Source organism: Bacillus solitudinis (assembly GCF_002797395.1).
Lineage (GTDB): Bacteria > Bacillota > Bacilli > Bacillales > Bacillaceae_D > Halalkalibacter_A > Halalkalibacter_A solitudinis.
Genome location: NZ_KZ454943.1, coordinates 3011724 through 3029190, shown reverse-complemented (window position 1 = coordinate 3029190; position 17467 = coordinate 3011724). Strand labels below are relative to the sequence as shown.

17 protein-coding genes and 1 other annotated feature are annotated in these 17467 nt (G+C 38.4%); all 17 genes read right to left on the bottom strand.

The window, feature by feature from the left end; translation table 11 throughout:
- Window positions 1-39: 39 nt before the first annotated feature.
- Window positions 40-1158: an RNA polymerase sigma factor RpoD gene (gene rpoD, locus CEF19_RS14855; protein ID WP_100406769.1), complete on the bottom strand. Its 1119-nt coding sequence runs from the start codon at window positions 1156-1158 to the stop codon at window positions 40-42.
- Window positions 1159-1200: 42 nt separating this feature from the next.
- Window positions 1201-3009 (bottom strand): DNA primase, encoded by a 1809-nt coding sequence (gene dnaG, locus CEF19_RS14850; protein ID WP_100406768.1) that lies wholly within the window; start codon window positions 3007-3009, stop codon window positions 1201-1203.
- Window positions 3010-3064: 55 nt separating this feature from the next.
- Complete coding sequence (locus CEF19_RS14845; protein ID WP_100406767.1) at window positions 3065-3544, bottom strand: YaiI/YqxD family protein; 480 nt, start codon at window positions 3542-3544, stop codon at window positions 3065-3067.
- A 276-nt stretch (window positions 3545-3820) separates the two neighbouring features.
- Window positions 3821-4636: a pyruvate, water dikinase regulatory protein gene (locus CEF19_RS14840; protein WP_100406766.1), complete on the bottom strand. Its 816-nt coding sequence runs from the start codon at window positions 4634-4636 to the stop codon at window positions 3821-3823.
- A gap of 29 nt (window positions 4637-4665) precedes the next feature.
- Window positions 4666-5310 carry a transcriptional regulator CcpN gene (locus CEF19_RS14835; RefSeq protein WP_100408327.1) on the bottom strand — a complete coding sequence of 215 codons (645 nt, stop codon included), beginning with the start codon at window positions 5308-5310 and terminating at the stop codon, window positions 4666-4668.
- 316 nt (window positions 5311-5626) lie between these two features.
- On the bottom strand, window positions 5627-7708 hold the full coding sequence (glyS, locus tag CEF19_RS14830) for a glycine--tRNA ligase subunit beta (protein WP_100406765.1): 2082 nt from the start codon (window positions 7706-7708) through the stop codon (window positions 5627-5629).
- Window positions 7701-8588, bottom strand: a complete 888-nt coding sequence (glyQ, locus tag CEF19_RS14825; protein ID WP_100406764.1) for a glycine--tRNA ligase subunit alpha — start codon at window positions 8586-8588, stop codon at window positions 7701-7703. Before glyQ ends, glyS begins: the two co-directional genes overlap by 8 nt.
- 78 nt (window positions 8589-8666) lie before the next feature.
- Window positions 8667-8858 (bottom strand) — a binding site (T-box leader).
- 38 nt (window positions 8859-8896) lie between these two features.
- Window positions 8897-9661: a DNA repair protein RecO gene (gene recO / locus CEF19_RS14820; RefSeq protein WP_100406763.1), complete on the bottom strand. Its 765-nt coding sequence runs from the start codon at window positions 9659-9661 to the stop codon at window positions 8897-8899.
- 30 nt (window positions 9662-9691) lie between these two features.
- Entirely contained in the window at window positions 9692-9838 is a 147-nt protein-coding gene (locus tag CEF19_RS14815) for a YqzL family protein (RefSeq protein ID WP_100406762.1), read from the bottom strand.
- 244 nt (window positions 9839-10082) lie between these two features.
- Window positions 10083-11000 (bottom strand): GTPase Era, encoded by a 918-nt coding sequence (era, locus tag CEF19_RS14810; protein ID WP_100406761.1) that lies wholly within the window; start codon window positions 10998-11000, stop codon window positions 10083-10085.
- Window positions 10993-11391 carry a cytidine deaminase gene (locus tag CEF19_RS14805; protein ID WP_100406760.1) on the bottom strand — a complete coding sequence of 133 codons (399 nt, stop codon included), beginning with the start codon at window positions 11389-11391 and terminating at the stop codon, window positions 10993-10995. The genes era and CEF19_RS14805 overlap by 8 nt, the downstream gene beginning before the upstream one ends.
- The gene (locus CEF19_RS14800; protein ID WP_100406759.1) at window positions 11384-12130 is read right to left on the bottom strand and encodes a DUF502 domain-containing protein; all 747 of its coding nucleotides are present in this window, start codon (window positions 12128-12130) and stop codon (window positions 11384-11386) included. The genes CEF19_RS14805 and CEF19_RS14800 overlap by 8 nt, the downstream gene beginning before the upstream one ends.
- 38 nt (window positions 12131-12168) lie before the next feature.
- Window positions 12169-12558, bottom strand: a complete 390-nt coding sequence (locus CEF19_RS14795) for a diacylglycerol kinase family protein (RefSeq protein WP_100406758.1) — start codon at window positions 12556-12558, stop codon at window positions 12169-12171.
- Entirely contained in the window at window positions 12542-13012 is a 471-nt protein-coding gene (ybeY, locus tag CEF19_RS14790; protein ID WP_100406757.1) for an rRNA maturation RNase YbeY, read from the bottom strand. Before ybeY ends, CEF19_RS14795 begins: the two co-directional genes overlap by 17 nt.
- Window positions 13009-15171: an HD family phosphohydrolase gene (locus tag CEF19_RS14785; RefSeq protein WP_100406756.1), complete on the bottom strand. Its 2163-nt coding sequence runs from the start codon at window positions 15169-15171 to the stop codon at window positions 13009-13011. Before CEF19_RS14785 ends, ybeY begins: the two co-directional genes overlap by 4 nt.
- A gap of 112 nt (window positions 15172-15283) precedes the next feature.
- On the bottom strand, window positions 15284-16249 hold the full coding sequence (locus tag CEF19_RS14780) for a PhoH family protein (RefSeq protein ID WP_100406755.1): 966 nt from the start codon (window positions 16247-16249) through the stop codon (window positions 15284-15286).
- 5 nt (window positions 16250-16254) lie between these two features.
- Entirely contained in the window at window positions 16255-17442 is a 1188-nt protein-coding gene (gene yqfD, locus CEF19_RS14775) for a sporulation protein YqfD (RefSeq protein ID WP_100406754.1), read from the bottom strand.
- Window positions 17443-17467: the final 25 nt, after the last annotated feature.

The following is a 17467-nucleotide window of genomic DNA, read 5'->3' as shown; positions in this document are numbered from 1 at the left end:
ATGGTTTACTTCATGATGAAGTAAACCATCGCTACCATTTTATTCTAAGAAATCTTTCAGTCTTTTGCTTCGACTTGGGTGGCGAAGCTTTCGTAGGGCTTTAGCCTCAATTTGACGAATCCGTTCTCTCGTTACACCAAATACTTTACCAACTTCTTCAAGCGTACGAGTACGGCCATCATCAAGACCAAATCTTAGACGCAAGACATTTTCTTCACGGTCTGTTAAAGTATCTAGCACATCTTCAAGCTGCTCCTTTAGTAATTCATAAGCTGCAGCATCAGACGGCGCAAGCGCTTCCTGGTCTTCAATAAAATCTCCTAAGTGAGAATCATCTTCTTCACCAATAGGTGTTTCAAGTGAGACAGGCTCTTGCGCAATTTTTAAAATTTCTCTTACTTTATCAGGAGTTAGTTCCATTTCTTCTGCCACCTCTTCAGGAGTTGGCTCACGACCAAAGTCTTGAAGAAGTTGACGTTGGACTCGGATTAATTTATTGATGGTTTCAACCATGTGAACAGGGATACGTATCGTTCTTGCTTGGTCAGCAATTGCTCTTGTAATCGCCTGACGAATCCACCATGTAGCATAGGTACTAAATTTATACCCTTTTTCATAATCAAACTTTTCAACAGCCTTAATTAAACCCATGTTTCCTTCTTGGATTAAATCAAGAAATAGCATTCCGCGTCCTACATAACGCTTTGCAATTGATACAACTAGACGAAGATTTGCTTCCGCTAAGCGGCGCTTCGCTTCCTCGTCACCTTGCTCAATACGTTTTGCAAGCTCAATTTCTTCTTCGGCGGAAAGTAGGGGAACACGACCAATCTCTTTAAGATACATACGTACCGGGTCGTTAATTTTAATACCTGGTGGAACACTTAAATCATTCAAATCAAATTCTTCCTCTTCTTTAACAGCTTGCTGAAGATTTATTACTTCATCAGCTTCGTTTAATATCTCCACTCCCTGTTCTCCGAGGTATTCAAAAAATTCATCCATTTGGTCAGAATCCTGTTCAAACGCTGCAAGTTTCTCTGTAATCTCTGCATACGTTAAAACACCTCGCTTCTTCCCAACCTCCACTAATTGTTCTTTCACTTGATCGATGGATAACTCACCTTCCGCTAATGGGCGTAATGGTTTTTCTGCCATTCGATCCCCTCCTTCCATTGTTCACAACCGAAACAAAATTTTCTATCGTTGTTCTAACAGTTCTTTTTTCATCTGAATAATTTCCATTTTAAGCTTTGCAGCAAGCAACGGATCCCTCTGCTGCTTCATTTCTAGTTCTCTCTGTTGTATATTTACCCATTTCGGATAATTTTCAATCTGTTTGATATAATCAAGTAACTCTTGTTCTGAGCAATCCTCGTTTATAGAGAGCATAGCGAGCTCTGTCGCAAGCTTTTTTAAGCTTTCTTCCTTAAGTCTCTGTATAAACTGACTTGGACTTGGCTCATTTCCTTCTCCATAAAAGGCAAACAAGTAGGCGACAAGCGCGTGGTGTTCATCGACATTAAAATGACCACCTAAACGTTCGCGTACTTTCTCTGCAATATCGACATCTCGCATCATGTGTGCAAGCAATAACCGCTCTGCATTTTGATAGGCAGGAAGTAGTCTCTTTTGTTCTAACTTACGTCGCGAAGAGGGTGATGATGTTTCAACTTTTGTTTGAGACGTTTTTTGTTGACGCAGCGATCGATAAATCTGGAATTGCTCCTGCTTTAAAGCATCCAATGATAGTGAAAATTCCTCTGCCACTTGTCTTAGGTAGTGGTCTCTTTCAACCGCACGACTTAGTGAAGCTATCTCAGTCAAAACATCTTTAATGTACTGCATCCTATCCGCTTCATCTTGTAAGTTCTTTCCTTTTCGCAAGTAACGCATTTTGAAAGCCATTAATGTTAAGCTTGCCCCTATTACATCCGTTTTAAAGCGTTCGGCTCCAAATTTGCGGATAAAGTCATCAGGATCCAAACCTTCTGGCATCAGTGCAACCTTAACATGACATCCAATTTCCTCAAGAATACTAGCGGAACGGAATGAAGCATCAATCCCTGCTCGGTCAGCATCAAAACAAATGATTACTGTTTCCGCATTCCTTCGCAAAATTTTTGCGTGCTCTGCTGTTAGCGCAGTACCTAAGGTTGCAACCCCATTTGTTACTCCGGCTCCCCATGCAGCGATAACATCAACGTACCCTTCAAATAGAATGGTTTCATTTTCCTTTCTAATCGATGGTCTCGCTAAATGTAGTGCATAGAGTGTCCGGCTTTTATGGAAAATAGCTGTTTCAGGGCTGTTTAAATATTTGGGTGTATCCTCACCAATACTACGTCCACCAAAAGCAATCACATTGCCTTGGCCATCCCAAATCGGAAACATTACTCGATTTCGAAAACGATCATAATACCCTTTATCAGATTCTCGTTGCCCGAGTAAACCGGAATCAAGCATCTTATCTAAGGGAATATTTCTCTTTTGAAAAATCGTTGTTAATGAATCCCAGCGATTTGGCGCAAACCCAATTTGAAAATGTTCAATCTGTTTTTGTGTAAATTCTCGTTGTGCAATATATTCTCGACCAGCTGCACCTTGCTCAGTCAACATTAGCACGTGATGATACAATTTCGTAGCTAAAATATGGCCTTCTTTCATTTTCTCATGAGGTTCATTTCCGTTTGAACGATCTGTGATTTCAAACACAGGTAGCTCAATATTCGCGCGGTCTGCTAACTTTTTCACTGATTCAATAAATGGTAGACCATCTATCTCCATCAGAAATGAGAATGCATTTCCTCCTGCTCCGCACCCAAAGCAATGATAAAGCTGTTTCTCAGGAGAAACAGAAAAAGATGGTGTTTTTTCACCGTGAAAAGGACAAAGACCTACATACTGCCTTCCCTGCTTTTTTAATTGAACAAAATCACTAATAACTTCAACAATATCTGTTGCCTGGCGAACTTGTTCAACTTTTTCATCAGCTATGCGGCTGTTCATAAGCATCACCAATCTTTATATTTCGCGAACAAACTCTTAATTTCGAGTTTTTTTCTTATAGTCCTTCTTTTTTTGCAAGAATTTTTTCGAGACTGCTAATGAATTGACGACGATCTTCTTCGGTGAAGGCTTTAGGTCCTTTGGTTTTTCCACCCATTCGCCTTTGCTTCTGTGAAAGATAACGAACATTCAATAATTGATCGATATTTTCATTTGTGTACATCATTCCACGCGGTGAAAGAATTTCAGCACCTCTTGGCAGGAGTAAGGATGCCAAGGCATGGTCTTGAGTAACACAGAAGTCACCTCGTTGAATATGGTTCATAATGTATAAATCAGCTGCTTCCTTATCTGTATCAACCGTTATTTGCTTCACAGAGGAGGGTAACGTCATCACATGTGCATAAGAAGACACGAAAATCATTTCAACCGAATACGTTTGACAAAGTTGAATAATCTCCTCCTTAACGGGACAAGAGTCTGCATCTACGTACATACTTAGATTTTTTCTATTCATTATATTTGAATTCAACATCCCCTTCTAAATTCCTGCTTTATCACAAAAGAATTTCGATGATATTTGTCGAACGATTAGGTCTTGCCTTTTCGCCATATTATTCACCTTACTATCATTACCAAAAAACACAGAAAAAGTCTTGACTTTTTAAATTTATTTGTTCTTTATCATATTTATACCTATCATTTAATATTTCCTTAGGAACACAATTCTTAATTATACGTGTAAAATCGTCATTTGACTAGTCCTTTGCTTAAGAACCTCACAAAAAATAAACATCTCGTCATGAGATGTTTATTTTTTGTGAAACATACTTGATATTAAATTAGCTGTTTCTTCAACCGCCTTATTAGAAACATCAATAATCGGACACCCAATTCGCTTCATTATTTTATCCGAATACTCAAGTTCTTCTTTTATTCGTTCAATATTAGCGTAATTTGCTTGAGATTTTAAACCGAGTGCTTTTAAACGTTCTGAACGAATATCATTCAACTTCTCAGGACTAATTTTCAGCCCTATGCATTTCTTAGGTGCCACCTTAAATAATTCTTCTGGTGGCTCTACTTCCGGAAGAAGTGGAACGTTGGCAACCTTTAATCTCTTATGAGCCAAGTATTGAGAAAGTGGGGTTTTTGAGGTACGTGATACCCCAATTAAGACAATATCTGCTCGGACAATCCCCCTAGGGTCACGACCATCATCATATTTAACCGCAAATTCAATTGCTTCAACTTTCCTGAAATAATCTTCATCTAGCTTGTAGATTAATCCAGGTTCGTAGCGCGGTTCTTTCCCTGTAATATTTCCGATTTTTGTTAACATCGGACCGATAATGTCAACTGTTTCAACATGTAGCTCTGCCGCCTTCTTAATCAAAAATTCTTTGATTTCCGGAACCACTAATGTAAACGCAATAAGTGCTTTCGCTTGAGACGCAAGAAATACAACTTCACTAATTGTTTCTTTATCTTCTACATAAGGAATACGCCTGACTTCGACACCAGATCCCCTAAACTGACTAGCAGCTGCCTTCACAACCAACTCAGCCGTTTCACCAACGGAATCTGAGACAACGTATACAACAGGACGGTGCGTTATTTCTCCCATAATTTCCTCCTCGGCCAACAGCCTCTCACTCAAATCATTTCATCCTTTGCTAAATCAACGAGCAAGGAAGTAATATTTGTTTTTGTAATTCTTCCAATTACTTCATATCCTGAGCCAAAATCGACTCTACGAACAATGGGTAACCCATCAATTTGCTTTGTGATAAGTTGTCTTGCTATATCAATAATTAAGTCATCTTTCTCGCAAACTGTAATATTTGGCATTCTTGTCATAATAATGCTTACAGGAATCGTTTCAAGCTCTTGTTTTCCTAAGCTAGCACGCAGGAGGTCTTTTCTCGATAAGACTCCAACTAATGTAGTGTGTTTATCAACAACAAAGAGCGTACCTACATCTTCAAGAAACATCGTGCAGATAGCATCATACACGGATGAAGATTCCTGCACGATAACTGGACGAGATTTATAGTGGTCAACGGTAATATTTTTAACTTGATCTGAAAGCATTTGGGTACCAGTCTTACCTGTATAAAAATATCCGACTCGAGGTCTAGCATTTAAATACCCTGACATTGTTAAAATGGCTAAATCAGGTCGAAGCGTGGCTCTTGTTAAATCAAGTCGATCAGCGATTTGTTCACCGGTGATTGGTCCATTACTTTTCACAATTTCAACGATTCGTTCCTGACGCTTAGTGAGTTCGATTGGTTTCACCGCCTTTAAATACAAAATACACTCTATTACTAAAAGAGGTTGTTCAAAAAAAGAATGACTTTATCCTTTTTATCCAAAACTAGTCTACAGATAAAAAGATAGATTATTTTAATACCACTAGACAAGGTTCTTACTGAATAAAAAGGACGTCAAGCCAACCATGATACATATCCACTAAAGAAGTAAAACTAACCTTTTGAGTCCAAACCCTGATAGGTTGCAAACTACCTATAAAGGAACGGGTTTTAAATTCCTCGTGGCGTCTGACATGGAACTTTATTTTGAACATGCTCTAAAGGTTATGATTTCAGCCATTTTATGCAAAGACTATTGCTTGAAAGTTCGCAAAGGATTGAATAACGGATGCTAATGCTTTCATCTGTGCGAGCCGATTTCTTTTAATCGATTCATCATCAGACATAACCATAATATTGTCAAAATAACGGTTAATTGTGGGCACTATGCCTACAAGTGCTTCATAAGCCCTATCTACTCGTTTATCTGCTAATGATTTCTCAACGGATTCTTTTAAAACCTTGTATTGTTCAAATAATTCTTTTTCTTCTTCCTTTTCGAAAAGGACCTCGTTTATCTGATGTATAGATTCTGCTTTTTTTGAAATATTTGTAATTCTGCTTAAAGCCTCTACAACTTGTTTAAACTCTGTGTTTTCTAATTCTTTCATAAGAAAGTCTGCTTTCCTTAGTACAGTAAGGACGTGAGATGTTTTTCCAGTTTGAACGGCATCAATGACATCATAACGAGTCCCGCGTTCTTGAAGTGTATTTTTTATTCGTAACGCAAAAAATTCCTTTAGATCTGTTTCCATCTCTACTCTGTCACGCTTCAATAATTGGCGTTTTTCAATTAGGGTAATGCCTGTTTCAATAAGCTGATCTAAAGATATATCTACACGATGATCAACTAGCATTTGAACAATGCCTGCAGCTTGACGTCTTAGAGCATAAGGATCCTGCGAACCTGTCGGAATTAATCCAATTGAAAAACAAGTTATAATTGTATCCATTTTATCAGAAATACTTACAATTGTCCCTGTTAATGATGATGGACTAGCATCACCAGCAAAGCGAGGCATATAATGCTCTTTAATTGCTGTTGTTACTGCTTCAGGCTCTCCTTTTAATGAAGCATAGACTTCACCCATCCGTCCTTGTAACTCCGGAAATTCATAAACCATTTGAGTAACAAGATCGAATTTACAAATATCTGCAACTCGGTTTATTTCTGTTTTTTGCGCTTCATTAACCATTAAAAGCTGAGATAACTCTATTGACATATCGCGAACACGCCGCACTTTATCTCCAATTGAACCTAATTCTTCGTGATAGACAATATTCTCAAGCTTAGACAGCGCTGCTGTAATATCAAGCTTCTGATCCTCAGCATAGAAGAATGCAGCATCCGATAAACGAGCACGAAGAACTTTTTCATTCCCTTTTGCGACATTCTCAAGATGTTGATCGTTTCCGTTGCGAACTGTGATAAAAAATGGAAGTAGGGTTCCGTCTTTTTGTTGAACAGGAAAATAACGTTGATGCTCTCTCATCGATGTAATAAGTACTTCTTTTGGAATGGTGAGAAACTGTTCATCAAAGCTACCAAAAAGAGCTGTTGGGTATTCCACAAGATTTGTCACTTCTTCTAATAACGATTCTTCAATTGGAACTGTCCACTCGTTTGATTTGGCCAACGCTTCAACTTGTTGACGAATAAGCTGTTTTCGCTCAGAAGGGTTTACAATGACAAATTGCTCAGCAAGCCTACGAACGTAATCCTTTGGCTCATCTAACTGGAATACCGCTCCTAGAAAACGATGACCAAAAGTTTTCTTACTCGTGCTTACATCTGTTATGGAAAAAGGAATAAGTTCTTGGCCGTATAGAGCTATTAGCCATTGAATTGGACGTGCAAAGCGTAAATCAAATTGATTCCATCTCATGTTTTTAGGAAAGTGGAGTGACGTAATCAACCCTTCTACTTGCGGAAGAAGCTTTCTTGTTTCTTGCCCTGGTGTGAACGTATTAGCATAAACATACTCAACGCCTTTTAATTCTTTAAAGAATAAATCGTCTGTACTCACACCTTGCCCTCTCGCAAAGCCCTGAGCTGCCTTCGTCCAATTTCCTTGGCCATCCTGGGCGATTTTCCTAGCAGGACCTTTCGCTTCTTCTGCAACATCAGGTTGTTTTTCAAGAAGACCCTCAACTAGCACGGCTAATCGTCTCGGTGTTGAATAGGCTTGGATGCCATCAAAGTCCAACCGTTGTTCCTGTAACCAAGCTGTAACCTTATCTTTTAACTGATTCATTGAATCCGTAACAAACCTTGCTGGTAATTCTTCTACTCCAATTTCAATTAAAAAATCACGCTTACTCATTGGTTGATTCCTCCTTCTTTAACATTGGAAAACCAAGTCTTTCTCGTTCTTCAAAATATAATCTTGCAGCTAAACGAGCTAGATTACGAACACGTCCAATGTACCCTGTTCGTTCCGTAACGGATATAGCGCCTCTGGCATCAAGTAAATTAAATGTGTGCGAGCATTTTAAAATATAGTCATAAGCTGGAAAAACAAGCTGTTCATCAAGAGCACGTTTTGCCTCTTGCTCATAGGTATTAAATAGGGAGAATAACATTTGACTATCCGACACTTCAAACGTATATTTTGAATGCTCATACTCAGGCTGCTTAAATATATCCCCATACGTAAAGCCATCAACCCATTCAAGGTCAAAAACGTTTTCTTTATCCTGGATATATGAAGCTAAACGCTCAAGTCCGTATGTAATTTCTGCGGAAACTGGGTTCGCCTCAAGACCACCAACTAATTGGAAATACGTAAATTGGGTAATTTCCATGCCATCTAACCAAACTTCCCAACCAAGCCCTGCGCAACCAAGTGTCGGATTCTCCCAATTATCTTCCACAAAACGGATATCATGCTCTAAAGGATTAATACCAAGTGCTTTTAAACTGTCTAGATATAACTCTTGAATATTTGTGGGAGAAGGTTTCATAATTACTTGAAACTGATGATGTTGGTACAAGCGGTTAGGGTTTTCACCATACCTTCCATCAGCAGGACGTCTCGAAGGCTCTACGTAGGCCACATTCCATGGCTCTGGGCCAATTGTGCGTAGTAACGTAAATGGGCTCATTGTTCCTGCACCTTTTTCTGTATCATAAGCTTGCATAATCATACAATTTTGATTTGCCCAAAATTCTTGTAAAGTTAAAATCATTTGTTGAACATTCATTTTTCTTCCTCCTTTAGCTTTCCTGCAAAGAGAGATAAATACCAAAAAGAAGGCTCAGTCTCTATGCATAAACAATCGCATAGGGACGAGAGCCTTCTCCCGCGGTTCCACCCTATTTATTCAAAGTAGCAAATATCTCTCTACTAGAATCACTTTCCATTCCAAGTGCTCAAAAGCGCCCTTCCATACTTTCTAAATCCCTAGCTTTCACCATCCTAGGGTCGCTTTTTTTAGAAATTAGTATGTACTCTTCTTTCTCACTGCACATATCATATTACTTGCATCATACTAAAAAAAGAATTGACGTGTCAACTTGAATCAGGTTTTGGAAGGTCCATTTTTTCTAGTTGTTCTAAAAATCTTCTCGATTTCAATGTTACACCCGAATATTCATCGTAGTAGTCATTGATAATAGCACGTAATGTTGCTCTTGTCTCCTCTTTCAAAGAAATTTGTCCAAGTCTATTTAGGTCAATATAGAAGAACAATCGCAATAATCGAGCCGTCTGAGGAGATATCCTCCTGGCATTATCATCGATATGGACACAACGCTTACATAAAAAACCCGCATGGCGAATGGAAAAAGCAACAGGAAGATCGGTTAAATGACAATGAACACATTCATCCAGTTGTGGCTGAATTCCGGCTACAGAGAGCATTTTCATTTCATAAATTCTTAATAATATTTCTGGTTCGACCCCTTCATTTAAAAGGTGTAACGTTTGCGACAATAAATTGAAAATGGCGGAACTTGGCTTCCGATCATCCGTTAATTTATCCGTAAGCTCTACAACATATGTTGCATAAGAGGCTCGGAATAAATCATTCCGAACCTCGCGAAAAGAATCAATGATTTCCCCTTGACTTAACGTACCAAGCCCTTGGCTTTTTTGTAGGAGAAACATTCCGTGAATAAACAGCTGTGAGACCGCTGTCAAACGGCTTTTTGGTTTTTTGGATCCTCTTGACATAACACCTATTTTCCCAAGTTCCTTTGAATAAATAGTGACAATTTTATTGGATTCTCCATAATCTGTTGTACGAATAACGATTCCTTCTACCTTCTGTAACATGCTTCGTTCACCACCTAGGAGGTGCATATATCAGTGTGTATGAGCGTCTTGTTCGCCACCCATTTCAACGTCTTCTTGTCCGAACTGCTCATCTGAATCTCGCTCTAGCTCCTTGATTAATAAGTACGTATCAACGTTTCCTGTTTTCGAAAATACTTTCCAAGTTAAATCGAGCATTTCAGAATCCACCTCTCTATCAAGATTCAACGTTCTCTACTTATATGATGACCTTATTTGCTCATTTCATGTTAAGGAAATATTGTTAATTAACCATTCTTGACAAGTTAGGGCTTGGATTTTTTTTCAACCTTCACCTTACCATTATCATAACGGTTTCAAAATTAAAAAACAATGGCTGGACACCCAGCCATTGTTAATTCTCTGTAAAAAAATGATAACAATTCTGTTACTAATTCATTACTTAATATTCGTCTTCCCTAAATCCATAATCTCTTAAATGGGTTGGCTTATTTCGCCAATCCTTTTGCACTTTCACCCAAAGCTCTAAGAAAACCTTTGAACCAAGTAATGTTTCAATATCAATTCGAGCAAGTTTTCCTACTTCCTTTAGCATACTCCCTTGTTTACCGATAATAATCCCTTTTTGTGAGGAGCGCTCGACGATAATCGTTGCACCAATATAAACAGTTTCACTTCGCTCGCGCTGCTTCATTTGTTCAATGACAACCGCAACGGAATGTGGTATTTCCTCTCGAGTAAGATGCAAAACCTTTTCACGGATAAGCTCTGTAACGACAAAGCGTTCCGGATGGTCTGTCACCTGATCGCTTGGATAGTATTGCGGCCCTTCTTCCAAATATTGAAGGATTTGTTCTAACAACGTTGGTACATTATTGCCATTCAATGCTGAAATGGGAATAACTTCTTTAAAATCATACTTTGTTCGATATGTTTCAATAATCCCTAGTAAGTCATCGGGATGAACTTTATCAATTTTGTTTATGACAAGGAATACTGGTGTTGAGGTTTCTTTTAATCGCTCAATGATAAACTCTTCTCCTGGACCAAACCCTTCTCCTGCCTCGATAACATAAAGAACAAGATCTACCCCGCGCAATGTATTTTGCGCAACCTTCATCATAAAGTCGCCAAGCTTATGCTTGGGCTTGTGTATTCCAGGCGTATCAATAAAGATGATTTGTGATTCGTTGGTCGTATAGACACCTTGAATTTTATTTCTAGTCGTTTGAGGCTTGTCCGACATAATCGCTATTTTTTGTCCAACCACGTGATTTAATAATGTTGATTTCCCCACATTCGGTCTGCCAATAATTGAAACAAAACCTGACTTAAACGTTTGATTATTTTCGTTATTCATTCATATCCTCCGCTGTAAAGGCTCCTGGCAAAAGTTCCGCTACCGTTACTTTTGACACATCGCCTTTTAAATTTGTTAACAATACAATTGTTGATGGCTTGCATAATTCGACCAGCACTTGCCGACATGCTCCGCATGGTGGAACGGGCCTTTCTGTATCTGCAACAACAGCAAGCATCGAAACATTTCGATTACCTTCTGAGTAGGCTTTAAATAAAGCTGTACGTTCTGCGCAATTGGTTAAGCCATAAGACGCATTCTCAATATTGGCACCTTTATAGACCGTTCCATCGCTCATTAATAACGCTGCTCCAACCTTAAACTTGGAATAAGGGGCATAAGCTTGATCTCTTGCTGATTTCGCCGCATCAATTAATAATTGATCATTCATGTTTATCTTCATCCTTCCCCATTGGTCTAACATGGACAATCATATTCGATTCATCTACAATCGCTTCAGCATATTCTCCTTCACTACTCGGGTCTGGCGGAACGACAACTCCACCTGAAATAATGAATTTTAATCCTTGTTCTACAGACATATTCAAGAAAATCACTTCTTCTTTAGGAACAAGAACCAACCAACCAGATGTTGGGTTTGGCGTAGTTGGTAGGAATACATTAATACATGCACGAGAGGTTACTCGCTGCACTTCTCCTTTGGAATCTCCAGTTTGAAAGCCTATCGTGTATAAACCTTTTCTCGGGTATTCAACTAAAACGACGTTTTTAAACGATGAACGCTCTTGTGCAAAGGCATGAATGACTTGTTCAACCGACGTGTAAATGGAATTAGCAATTGGAATTCTTCGAAAGGTACGATCAATCGCATTAAAGATATGTAATCCCTTCCCTTGTAGCCGCATCGCCCCTACCCATGTTACTAACAGGATTGTTAACACGAAACCAATACCAAGAAGACGCTCCGAAAATGGTGTATACACGCCTAAAAAAAACATGCGACCATTATCAAAAGTAATCACATTTAATACTTTTAAAAAACTTGTAATAAAGGAACCGAGGAAAGAATCAATCAAGCCAAATAATAATTGGATAACATAAATTGTTGCTATTGCGGGTAATAAAAATATAATTCCTGCAATAATATTTTTCTGAATCCTTTTCCACATGACTAAGAGGTACTCCTCTCATATAATCTCCACTCTGTTTAGCTTAGCTGCTTCAAAATAGACGGAAGAAATATCAGTATTCCGATTATAACAGCAAACATGCAATAAACAAAAACAGCGGCTGCTGCAATATCCTTTGCCCTTTTAGCTAATGGATGAAACTCATTCGTGACAAGATCCACGGTTCGTTCTATTGCTGTATTCATAATTTCTAATGAAAACATGCCCGCAATCACTAATAACAATATCAACCAATGGAGCAAGGGAAGTCTTAAAATTGCAGCAAGTATGAGAACAACGGTAGCTGTTACGATATGAACTTGCATATTTTGTTCATATTTAAATACATAACGCAGACCAGTATACGCATAGCCAAATGAACGTAATAACCGTTTAAACCCTCTTCGATTTCTATCGTGTAAGCCCATATTCTGCTAAGATCTCCTCTTGCCTCGAGAACATCTCCTTTTCTTCTTCTTCTGTTTCATGGTCATATCCAAGCAAATGCAAAAAACCGTGAATGGTTAAAAACGCTAGTTCTCGCTCAAAAGAATGTCCATATTCCGTTGCTTGCTCTTGGATCCGAGGAACAGAAATAATAATGTCACCAAGGACATTAGGCATATCTTCTGAGACTATGTCTAGCTCTTCTTCGTCTTGTTCATTTAAAGCAAACGAAATCACATCTGTTGGCTGATCCTTATCCCGATATTGCCGATTAATTTCTTGGATTCGTTTGTTATCAACAAATGAAATGGAAAGCTCTACTTCTCCTGCTAACCCTTCCATTTCAGTTCCCTTTTTTACAATATCCATAACAATCTGTTGTTGGTCATCCGTTAAACTCTCTGTTTTATCTTGTAAATCGACTGTTAAGTTCATGACTTTTCTTCCTTTCCTTTAACTTCCTCTGGGTACTCAATTCTTTGATGGAAAGTCCCTTTTAATGTTTCACAAATCGAAACTGCGATTTGATCAAGCTCACGAAGCGTTAAATCTGATTCATCAAACTGCCCATCTTCTAATTTATCAGCAATAATTTTTCGAACTAGGTTCTCAATTTTATCTGGTGTGGGTTTTTGCATAGAACGAACCGCAGCCTCAACACTGTCAGCAATCCCAACAATAGCAGCTACTTTTGACTTAGCTTTAGGACCTGGATATCGGAATTGCGATTCTGGGACAGTTTTATCTGAATCCTGACTCGCCTTATGGTAAAAAAACTTTAATAACGTCGTTCCGTGATGTTGCTCAGCAATATCAATAATTTCTCTCGGCATTTTGTATTCCCTTAAAAGATCTGCTCCATCATAAGGATGAGCAATGATTATCGTTTTACTCAATTGTGGTGAAATCCTATCATGCGGATTATCCATTTTCATCTGGTTTTCGATAAAAAAATGAGGTCTTCTAGTTTTACCTAAATCATGATAGTAGGCACCGACTCTTGCCAATAAACCATTTTCACCAATTGTTTCACATGCCGCTTCAGATAAATTCCCGACCACAACACTATGATGGTATGTTCCAGGTGCCTCGGTTAGAATTTTTCTAAGTAAAGGATGATTTGGATTTGATAACTCAATGAGTTTTGTTGTTGATAAAATGCCAAATCCAGCCTCTAAAAACGGTAATAATCCTATTGTCACCACAACAGCAATAAATCCTGAAAGAATGGCAAATCCTACGTGCATTCCAATTTCAATCCAAGAGCTTTGGACTGATTTAATTAATAGTAATGCTAAAACGCTCAGGCTGTTAATTGCACAAACGAAAAGACCTGCTCGTAATATGCGTGAAATACGATTAGAACGACTTAAGAAAAACGCTCCGGCAACTGAACTAAATAATATATATACTCCATATGAAAAGTTAAAGAAGCCAATTGTATCATTACTATAGAAGATGCTTCCAATAACCGCCAAAATAATACTCGTAAAAATAGCCAATCTTGTATGAATTAACAAGGCTAGTAGCATCGCCCCCATTGAGACTGGAACAACAAACCCTACTCCTAACAAGTCAAGCCCTTCTAAAAGACTTGATATTTTCATAATGACGACCGTCACAATAAAAATCAACGTAAACATTAAGAGATGGCTGTTATTTTTTTGGACAGACGTTTTTGATTCGTTTACAAAATATGCGAGCATACATGTAATTAATAGCACAAGCATGGCCAACCCAATATAGGGAAAGATATTAAAAGAATCGTCTAATAATCCTACTAATCGTAACTGCTCATAAATATCATGATTAACCATATCACCAGCTTTTGCAATTAACTGGCCTTCACGAATCATAATCGGATCCACTGTCTCTGAAGCTTCTTGCCTTAAGCGTTCTGTTGAATTTGCATCATAGATATAATTCGGAATAATCGCAAATTGAGCGATTTCGACCATTGCATCTGATAGTCGGTTACTTACTGTTGAAATGGCAAACTGCTCTTCGACTCTATCCTTCACATCGTTTAGGTTACGAATGGTAATCGTTTGGTTCATCACTTCATGTACTGCATTTGTCGTTGCTTCTTTCGCAATCTTTAATTGCCCTTCCGAAGCCTCAAGCAGTGTTACAATTGTTTCTTCCGATAAGTCATTGCTTGTCCCAGATGATAAGACCTCTTTAATATAAGCGAGCTCTTCTTCTAATTTGACTTCCCCATTCTCAGCATCGCCTTCATCTGTATTTCCTAACTTCATTTGGCCAACACTTTTTATAAGCTCAAAAATATCATTGACCTTCTCTACCTGCGTTTGGGCATATTCTTGCTTTTGTTCGTACACTGGTCCTATCGCATTTACAGCTTCACTTCGTTTTTCCTCTGTCGCTACTTTATTTTCAATCGTTATTGGGGAACGAATATCTTGTTCAGCAATCTGCGATAAGCGTATATCTACAGTTTCAGGAAGAACGTTATCTAGCATTAGTAAATAAATAAATATTCCAAGACAGAAAAATAAAATTCCTCTTATATACTGATGGTCACTCACTAGCTTCCACCACTGCATTTGGTCTATTGGTGAACGTTTTCTCACTCTCTTCACCTCTTCTTTTTCTCGCTATCACATTAGTAGATTTAACAGACAAGACCCTCTTCTTGGGAGGGTCTTGTCTGTTACTCCTTCTCTAAAGGAGCGTCCACATATCCTATTCTTCTTTATCAGAAGACTCATAAGCATTCAAAATTTGCTGAACCAACGTATGGCGAACCACATCGGATTGTTGTAAATAAATAAATCCAATATCTCCTACATGTTTCAAAATTTCAATTGCTACTTTTAACCCTGATTTTTTCCCTCTAGGTAAATCAATTTGTGTTAAATCACCATTAATAACCATCTTAGAACCAAACCCAAGTCGTGTTATAAACATTTTCATTTGTTCTTGCGTGGTATTTTGTGCCTCATCAAGGATAACAAATGCATCGTCTAGCGTACGACCACGCATATAAGCGAGGGGAGCTACTTCTATCGTTCCACGCTCCATTAATCGAGTTGTTTGCTCTGTTCCAAGTACATCGTGCAACGCATCATACAGAGGACGTAAATACGGATCGACTTTTTCTTTTAAGTCACCAGGCAAAAAACCTAAGCTTTCTCCCGCCTCTACAGCTGGTCGTGTAAGAACAATCCGCTTGACATACCCATCTTTAAGAGCAGTAACGGCCATCACAACAGCTAAATAGGTTTTTCCGGTACCAGCTGGCCCTATCCCAAACACCATATCACGATTACGAATAGCAGTGACATAATGTCTCTGGCCTAATGTTTTTGCAATAATCGGTTTTCCTTTTACATTACTTGCTACCTTTTGGTCGTATAATTCATATAACTCATCCAATTGATCTCTCTCAGCAAGTCCAATTGCATACACTACATCTCTCTCTGATAAAGAAATACCTTTACGAATTAATTGAACCAAGGCACGAAAAACCTTCTCAGCTTGTTCAATTTTAACTGGTTCACCAGTAACAGAAATGCCTTCTCCACGTGTGACAATTGAAACATTCAAGAGTTCCTCGATACGTTTAAGGTGGCGATCATGAGGACCAATAAGAGCCTGTGTTTCATTAGCATCTCTAACCTCTAGCTTAATTATCTTCATTTCAGACAATAGACTCAATCTCCTTGAATAATCGGCTGTTCCGATGTAATATCTTCTATTACTTGGTAATGAATCTTTAATTTCACTTTACCATTCTCCACAGCTTCATGCAAAACTTTTTCGCCAATCACCTCGGCATTTACTGGTAATTGTTGGTTTAACTCATAAAGTGCCATCTCCTGAGCAGCCTGAATGGCTTCTTCATCAGAATAATTTCGTTTATATTTAGAGGTTTCTTGAATCTTTATACGTTTATAATGTACAGGAATCGACCATTTTAATAGTTGAAACGGCTTTTTTTGTTCAAAGGTTTCATATTCCTGATAAGAATGCTCTCCAAATCCCCAAATCGGTAGGTCAAAATCAGCAAAAGATAAGTAATGCTTCGTTTTCTTCTCGCCAGTTAACGTTGTAAAGATACTTTCTAACGGTATCGTTACATTTGACTTGTACCAAATTTCTCCATACACCGTGGCTTCAGCTGGCACAATTCTTATTTTTCCTTCCTTTCCGATAAATCCCGAAACAAGCAAATCACCCTTTTCAACAAAGTCATTCGGCTTTACCTGAGCTTGACCATGCTCTACAAAAATATCATGAATAATTGCCTTCTTCTTTGCGACAAGATGTCTTGGACTTAAACTCTCTGCTTTTTCGGGTAATTTCTGCTCGACAACCTCAAATTCAAAGGTCGTCCCTTTTTGACGGACACCAACCCAGGTTGCACCGGCAACCCGCTCTGTCACATCTCGTTGAATATGTTCTACACTCGGTAAGTTAAATTGAAAGGTGCCTCGTTTAATCCCCATCTCAAACACAATCTGTCTAAGTTCATGTTCTACTTGAGGAGAGGCTCCTTTTATCTCTATATTCCATACCATGTTTGATAAAATAAACATAATAATAAGGAATGACGTTAAACCCGTTACAAATCCTAAGCGATTGACCATTTTTCTTAAAAAAAATGGCACCCCTCGCCGCTCGGTAAAGCTAACTTTACAATGAGATACTCTTAACAAAGGTCTGATTTTTGGAATATCGTCTAGTTCCATATAACAAACGATACGTTCCTCTCCTACACGTTTTATCCCCCAAATAAGAATGTGATGTTCAATACATCGATTCAGAAAGCGTTCTGGATACGCTCCCTCAATTCGAACTCTAACGTATCCTCGAATCCCTTTTATCCATTTATTTTTCATATCCTACCCCCTTCGTCCATACATC

What these genes read in the sequence shown, in the direction of transcription:
- dnaG (WP_100406768.1), bottom strand. Translation starts at nt 3,009, where the DNA reads ATGAACAGCCGCATAGCTGATGAAAAAGTTGAACAAGTTCGCCAGGCA.
- CEF19_RS14795 (WP_100406758.1), bottom strand. Translation starts at nt 12,558, where the DNA reads ATGGGCTTACACGATAGAAATCGAAGAGGGTTTAAACGGTTATTACGT.
- CEF19_RS14800 (WP_100406759.1), bottom strand. Translation starts at nt 12,130, where the DNA reads ATGTGGAAAAGGATTCAGAAAAATATTATTGCAGGAATTATATTTTTA.
- CEF19_RS14840 (WP_100406766.1), bottom strand. Translation starts at nt 4,636, where the DNA reads ATGGGAGAAATAACGCACCGTCCTGTTGTATACGTTGTCTCAGATTCC.
- CEF19_RS14815 (WP_100406762.1), bottom strand. Translation starts at nt 9,838, where the DNA reads ATGCTCGATTTAACTTGGAAAGTATTTTCGAAAACAGGAAACGTTGAT.
- yqfD (WP_100406754.1), bottom strand. Translation starts at nt 17,442, where the DNA reads ATGAAAAATAAATGGATAAAAGGGATTCGAGGATACGTTAGAGTTCGA.
- glyQ (WP_100406764.1), bottom strand. Translation starts at nt 8,588, where the DNA reads ATGAATGTTCAACAAATGATTTTAACTTTACAAGAATTTTGGGCAAAT.
- ybeY (WP_100406757.1), bottom strand. Translation starts at nt 13,012, where the DNA reads ATGAACTTAACAGTCGATTTACAAGATAAAACAGAGAGTTTAACGGAT.
- CEF19_RS14805 (WP_100406760.1), bottom strand. Translation starts at nt 11,391, where the DNA reads ATGAATGATCAATTATTAATTGATGCGGCGAAATCAGCAAGAGATCAA.
- rpoD (WP_100406769.1), bottom strand. Translation starts at nt 1,158, where the DNA reads ATGGCAGAAAAACCATTACGCCCATTAGCGGAAGGTGAGTTATCCATC.
- CEF19_RS14845 (WP_100406767.1), bottom strand. Translation starts at nt 3,544, where the DNA reads ATGTTGAATTCAAATATAATGAATAGAAAAAATCTAAGTATGTACGTA.
- glyS (WP_100406765.1), bottom strand. Translation starts at nt 7,708, where the DNA reads ATGAGTAAGCGTGATTTTTTAATTGAAATTGGAGTAGAAGAATTACCA.
- recO (WP_100406763.1), bottom strand. Translation starts at nt 9,661, where the DNA reads ATGTTACAGAAGGTAGAAGGAATCGTTATTCGTACAACAGATTATGGA.
- era (WP_100406761.1), bottom strand. Translation starts at nt 11,000, where the DNA reads ATGAATAACGAAAATAATCAAACGTTTAAGTCAGGTTTTGTTTCAATT.